5 protein-coding genes are annotated in these 6,459 nt (G+C 70.3%); 1 reads left to right on the forward strand and 4 read right to left on the reverse strand.

Annotated features, from left to right (window positions below; all coding sequences use genetic code 11):
• Positions 1-633: 633 nt before the first annotated feature.
• From VK923_02740 to coxB, 4 genes are read right to left on the reverse strand one after another with little or no spacing between them, the layout of a single operon-like run.
• Entirely contained in the window at positions 634-1,485 is an 852-nt protein-coding gene (locus VK923_02740) for a cytochrome c oxidase assembly protein (protein ID HSJ43583.1), read from the reverse strand.
• Complete coding sequence (locus VK923_02745; protein ID HSJ43584.1) at positions 1,479-1,967, reverse strand: hypothetical protein; 489 nt, start codon at positions 1,965-1,967, stop codon at positions 1,479-1,481. The genes VK923_02740 and VK923_02745 overlap by 7 nt, the downstream gene beginning before the upstream one ends.
• Positions 1,964-4,519 carry a cbb3-type cytochrome c oxidase subunit I gene (locus VK923_02750; protein HSJ43585.1) on the reverse strand — a complete coding sequence of 852 codons (2,556 nt, stop codon included), beginning with the start codon at positions 4,517-4,519 and terminating at the stop codon, positions 1,964-1,966. The genes VK923_02745 and VK923_02750 overlap by 4 nt, the downstream gene beginning before the upstream one ends.
• The gene (gene coxB / locus VK923_02755; protein HSJ43586.1) at positions 4,516-5,223 is read right to left on the reverse strand and encodes a cytochrome c oxidase subunit II; all 708 of its coding nucleotides are present in this window, start codon (positions 5,221-5,223) and stop codon (positions 4,516-4,518) included. The genes VK923_02750 and coxB overlap by 4 nt, the downstream gene beginning before the upstream one ends.
• Positions 5,224-5,520: 297 nt before the next feature.
• Here coxB and VK923_02760 point away from each other — a divergent pair.
• The coding region (locus VK923_02760) for a TIGR03885 family FMN-dependent LLM class oxidoreductase (GenBank protein ID HSJ43587.1) at positions 5,521-6,459 on the forward strand (939 nt) is incomplete at its 3' end.

The following is a 6,459-nucleotide window of genomic DNA, read 5'->3' on the forward strand; positions in this document are numbered from 1 at the left end:
CGGCCGGGGGCATGATGGCCATCGATGAACGGCACGGCGGAGCTCGTCGACCACCTCGGTCCAGAACCGTCGATACAGCTCGTCCCGCAACCGTCGATACAGCTCGCTCCGTGCTGACGGAGCGGCGCGGCTGGCACTCCCGTCCACCCCGTCGGTATCGCCGTCACCGTCGAAGGACGGGATGGAAAGCGAGGCGGCCGACCGCAACTCGGACCGCCGAGACCCGGACAGCGGTGGCGGGGTGACGTCGATGCGAGGTCGGTCATCAAGCGTTCGAGCTCAGCGTCGTCGAGGCGGTCCTTGAGGAACGCGACCAGGTCCTCCTGACGTGGCTGGCCGAACACCAGACCGTAGGCCGCCATCGAGCGCTTCAGGTCGGCGAGCTGGTGTGCGTCCCGGCTCAACGGCAGCGCCGGCACGTAGCGCTGGATCCGCGCACCACCCTCCCGCGGGTACACCCAGTACGGCACCAGCTCGCTCTCGTTCCTCAGCCCGCTTCTCCGCCGCGGCGTCGAACACCGACGAGTGCCCGCGGCGGTGACCGTCGGCGACGCGCCCTGGCCAGGAGCGGTCAGGCCATCGCGCCTGGGGGGACGTCAGCTGCTGAGCCGGTCAGCACGCGGGCCCACCGGGTCACAGCTCGATGCCTTCCCGCTCGGCCGTCCGCAGCCACGCGGCCATCAGGCCCAGGCCCGCGGCGATGTACACGAGGCCGGCCGGCACCCACATGATCGCACCCGCCAGCTGCTGGTCGGCGAGGTGCTCGAGCCCCCACGGGCGGGTCGTCGCGGCATAGCCGCTGTACCAGGGGGTCCGCGCGAAGACCAGGAGCACCGACAGGAAGACGCTCTGCAGCGCCATCGCGAACACGAGCAGCACCCCGAAGCCGTGGGACACGCGTCCGGCGCCGCGCGCCCCCATGACGACGCGCCAGAACAGCAGCGCCGTGACGAGGAAGCTGGCGTGCTCGACGAGGTGCACGACGTCGTTGGCGAGCGCGGCGTCGTACGGCACGCGGGCGTGCCAGAACCAGAGCGTGGCGACGTGCAGCAGCCACGCGCCGACAGGATGGCGCAACGGGGCGAGGCTGGCGTGTGTCAGACCCAGCCGGTGGCGCCACCGCCCGGTCGTCCGGCGCACCGCGACCGGCGTGCCCCGCAGCAGCGCGCTCGACGGCGCCGCGAGGGCCAGCAGTGGCGCCGCGATGAGGATCAGTAGCACGTGCTGGACCATGTGGGCCGACGCGAGCGCGCCGGACAGCGCATCGAGCGGTGAGAGCAACGCCAGTGGGATCGCCGCGAGCGCTCCGGTGAAGCACCGGGCACGCCACACGTCGGCGTTGCGCCTGCGGCCGCCGATCTGACCACGCCGGTACGCCCACACGAGGAGTCCCAGCGCGCCGATCACGAGCGGATCGAGGTTCCACGCGGCCCACAGGTCGTGCGGCTGCAGCGGCTGGCCCGCGTGGGCGACGACGGTCAGCACGCGGGCAGCACGAGGGCGGGCAGGCCGATCAGCAGGACCGACACGAACGACAGCAGGGACAGGAGGAAGCCGACGAACGCCAGCAGTCCGTTGCGGTCGCCCATCTCGAGGTCCGCGGCGAGGTCATCGGTCATCGCCGTGCCGGACCGGTCGTCGCGCCGTTGCCAGCGACGGTACGCCCAGACGGCAGCCGCCAGGCAGGCGATCGCTGCGAGGACCGTGGCGACGATGGTCACGACGGTCGGCACCGGTGGAGCCAGCAACCGCAATCCCGGACCACCCCCGGCGCACCCCGCTTCGGTGACCATGTAGACGAGCACGAAGTACGCGAACCAGATCACGGGTCCCGCGAGCAGTGCCACCCAGATCGGCCGCGCACGCCGGTCGCGGGAGACGTCGACCGCGACGGGTGTGCCGCTCGGCGCCGTCATCGATCCCTCGCCCTCTGCCGGGGCGCCCGCATTCTGGTCGTGGTCACTCATGTCAGCACCGGCCCCAGGTACAGGGTGCCGAAGCAGATCAGCCACATCACGACGGCGGCCGTGTGCAGCGTGGCGACGTTGCGCACGACCGCGTGGCGCCGCACGTCGAACTGACCTCGAAGCGCCCAGAAGATGACCATCGTCAGCATGATGAGCACACCGGCGATCACCACGTACGCGAAGCCGGTCAGGGTGGCGAACACCGAGCCGTAGGCATGGCCGCCCGGGCCGATGGCCATCCCTGCGACGTCGTAGCCCTGCGCCGCCGCCCCGGCGAGGGCGAGGAGCAGTGTCACGATCAGCCCTCTGAGGAAGCCCCGCTGGTCCGCGGCACGCACACGGCGCAGCGCGGACTGCACCGCGCCGACGCTGACCACCATGAGGGCCGCCGGTACCAGCGCACCGGTCAACATGGGGACGTCGACGCCCGGCGGCGGCCACACGGGGTTCTCCAGCCGCAGGTAGAAGTAGCTGAGCAGCAGGGACCCGAGCGCGATCCCGAAGAACAGGATCGCGATCCCGGTCCCCCACGCCGCCACCACGACGCTGCCGCCGGCGTTGACCGGCACGCCGTGCTCGCGTTCGAAGGCGTCCTCCTCCTCCAAGGTCATCGGCGGTTCCTGCGGCCAGTTCCACGCGATGACCGCCGCGACGATCACGAGCGCGCCGATGCCGATGCCGATGCGGAGCTTCGCCAGTTCGCTCAGGAAGATCAGCCACACGCCACCGCCGGCGATCAGCGGCCAGATCGATGGGTCCGAGACCCGGAACACCTCCTGCGGGCGACCGCTGGCCGTGCCCACGATCACCGCGGCCCGCCACCGCAGCGGCCACTCCGACAGGCCGTGGACGAAGCGCTCCAGCCGGGGTGGACCGCTCTGCAGGTCGTCCTGGTCCCACAGCGGGTGGCGGCTGTGGACGATCGGCAGGATCGACCATCCGTGCTCCGCGGGCGGCGACGGCGTCGCCCACTCGAGGCTGTCGGCGCCCCAGGGGTTGTTGCCGGCGGGCTCACCGCGACGGTAGCTGCGGACCAGGTTCCAGATGAAGACGCCGATGCCGGGCACGATGATGAACACGCCGACGGTCGAGATGAGGTTGTAGATGCCCCATCCGAGGTCGGCGTCGTAGGTGTAGATCCGCCGTGGCATGCCCATCAGCCCGACGATGTGCATGGGGAAGAAGGCCACGTTCACACCGACGAACAGCAGCCAGAAGTTCCACCGTCCGAGCCGTTCGTCGAGCATCTTCCCGGTGAACTTCGGCCACCAGTAGTAGATGCCGGCGAAGATCGGGAACGCCACGCCGCCGATGAGCACGTAGTGCAGGTGGCCGACGACGAAGTGGGTGTCGTGGGCCTGCATGTCGAAGGGCACCGCGGCGACCATCACGCCGGTGATCCCGCCGATGACGAACACCACGAGGAAGCCGATCACGAACAGGAACGGCGTCTTCCACATCGGCCTGCCGGCCCAGATCGTGGCGACCCAGGCGACGATCTGCACGCCGGCAGGGATGGCGATCGCCATGCTGGCGGCCGCGAAGAAGCTCAGCACCAGGGTGGGCAGTCCCACGGTGAACATGTGGTGCGCCCACAGCCCGAACGACAGGAAGCCGATGGCGACCGTCGCGCCGACGATCCAGCTGTAGCCGATGATCCGGTGCCGGGTCATCGCCGGCAGGATCATCGACACGATGCCGGTGGCCGGGAGGAACTGGATGTAGACCTCGGGGTGACCGAAGATCCAGAACAGGTGCTGCCACAGCAGCGAGCTGCCGCCGAGCTCCGGGTTGAAGAACTGGGTGCCGAAGCCGCGGTCGAGCTCGAGCAGCAGGCTGCCGATGATCAGCGGCGTGAACGCGAACAGGATCATGAATGCCGTGACCAGCATCGCCCACGCGAACAGCGGCAGGCGTGTCAGGCTCATGCCGGGTGCACGCATCTTCAGCACGCCGATGATGATCTCGATGCCGACGGCGATGGCGCCGACCTCCGCCACGCCGAGGCCGAGGATCCAGAAGTCGATCGCGAGATCGGTCGAGTACTCGGGTCCGCTGAGCGGCGTGTACGCGAACCACCCGGCGTCGGGGACGAGCTGGAACAGCGTCGCGCTGTAGTACAGCAGGCCACCGAGGAGGAACGTCCAGTAGCCGAACGCGCCGAGCCTGGGGAACGGCATCTCCCGGGTGCCCATGATCAGCGGCAGCAGCAGGATCGCGAAGCCCTCGAAGATCGGCAGGATCACAAGGAACATCGTGACCGAGCCGTGGTTGGTGAACAGCTCGTTGTACAGCTGCGGGCTCAGCAGCGAGTTCTCCGGCACGGCGAGCTGGAGGCGCATCGCCACCGAGTCGAAGCTGCCGCCGAGCAGCACGAAGAAGAACCCGGTCAGCAGCAGCCGCGCGCCGATGTTGTCGTTCTGCACGGCCCTCAGCTGGCCCCACAGGCCGGGCGGGTCCGCCCAGAGACGGTCGAGCTCGTCGTGGGTCAGCGGCTCCTCGGACGCTGGGGTCGCGGTCCGGTGTCCGAGGTCCGGGCGGTCGCTGCTCATCGTGCTCGCCCGGCCTCGGCGGCCGCAGCTGCGCGTACGGCGGTCTCGGCGCCGTCCGTCGCCGCCTGACGCTCGCTGATCCAGGACTCGAACCGCTCGACCGGTTCCGCGACGACCAGCAGCTTCATGTCTGCGTGTCGCAGCCCGCAGAACTCCGCGCACTGGGTCCGGTGCTCGCCCGGCTGGTCGGCCCGCAGCACCAGGGTGTTGACGCCGTCGGGCAGCGCGTCCATCTTCCCGCCCAGCTCGGGCACCCAGAAGCTGTGGATGACGTCCGACGACGTCAGCTGGACGTTGATCGTCCGCCCGACCGGGATGTGCAGCTCGTTCGTCGCGCGGACGCCCTCATCGGGGTAGGTGACCTCCCACCGCCACTGGTGACCGGTGACCTCGACCACCATGGCGTCGTCCGATGCGCTGGTCGGCACCCACCGCATCGCGACGATCGTGGCCACGAAGACGGCGAGGATGATCAGCGCCGGCACGACGACGCCGATGACCACGAGTCCGCGGGTGAACCCGTGCGACGCGGGCTCCTCGTCCCGTGGGTCCGTGGCGCGGCCGCGGAACAACCCGATGCCGAGCAGGGCAGCGAACACGGTGAACACGGCCAGGCCGAGCCAGAACATCAGCCACCACAGGCCCTCCATCGCCGCGGCGGCCGGACCCTGGGGGTCGAAGGAGCCCGTCTCCAGGCCGCTCATGCGTCCGCCCGCAACCCGGCAGGATCGACCGGACCCGGGCAACCCCGACGGGCCATCACGCACTCCTGTCCATGGGCGCTGGCAAGGGACGCTGGAGGGCCGTTCCCCAGGCCCGCGTCAGTAAACCATGAATGACCGGGCGGACGCCCGGCGCGTGCCGGCCCGCGACGCGGCGGTACGGTGTGCCACCGCCATCGCCCCGGAGGAGACAGCGATGCTCATGATCGGCACCACGAGGGGCGGCGACCCGTTCCCGAGTGACGGACCACACGCGCATCCCGTCGAGGCGGCCGACCGATGACCTCCCTCGGCTGGCATGCCTCGCACGAACAGATACCACCGAGCCGGCTGCTGGCGGCGGCGCAGCTCGCCGAGGAGGTCGGCTTCGACGCCGGCATGTCGTCGGATCACTTCTCGCCATGGAGCAGCAGGCAGGGCGAGTCCGGCTTCGCCTGGTCGTGGTTGGGCGCCGCGCTCCAGGCGACGGGGCTGCCGTTCGGTGTGGTCAACGCGCCCGGCCAGCGGTACCACCCTGCGATCATTGCGCAGGCGGCGGCCACGCTCGTGGAGATGTTCCCCGACCGTCTGTGGGTGGCGCTCGGCTCCGGCGAGGCCTCCAACGAGCACATCACCGGCCAGCGCTGGCCGCCCAAGCCGATCCGGGAGCGGCGGCTGCGCGAGTGCGTCGACGTCATGCGCGCGCTGTTCGCCGGCGAGGAGGTCAGCGCCGACGGGCTGGTCACGGTCGACCGCGCACGGCTGTGGACTCTGCCCGCGAACCCCCCGCCTCTCATCGGCGCGGCCGTGAGCGTGGAGACGGCGGCATGGGTCGGCGCCTGGGCCGACGGCCTCGTCACGATCAAGCAGCCGCGCGAGAAGCTCGAGCGCATGCTCGACGCGTTCCGCAGCAACGGCGGGGACGCCAAGCCGGTGTACCTGCAGGCTCACATCTCGTGGGCCGGGACCGACGGGGAGGCGCTTGCGATCGCCCACGACCAGTGGCGGTCGAACGTCTTCGCACCTCCGGTCTGCTGGGATCTCGATCACGTCGACCACTTCGAGGAGGCCAGCAGGCACGTGAGACCTGATGACGTGCGCGGCTCCGTCGAGGTGTCAGCCGATCTCGCGTACCACGCGGCCTGGCTGCACGACGTCATCGCCCTGGGCTTCGACGGCGTGTGGATCCACCACGTCGGCCAGCAGCAGCGGCCCTTCCTCGAGGCGTTCGGCGAGCAC

Source organism: Euzebyales bacterium (genome assembly GCA_035461305.1).
Classification (GTDB): domain Bacteria; phylum Actinomycetota; class Nitriliruptoria; order Euzebyales; family JAHELV01; genus JAHELV01.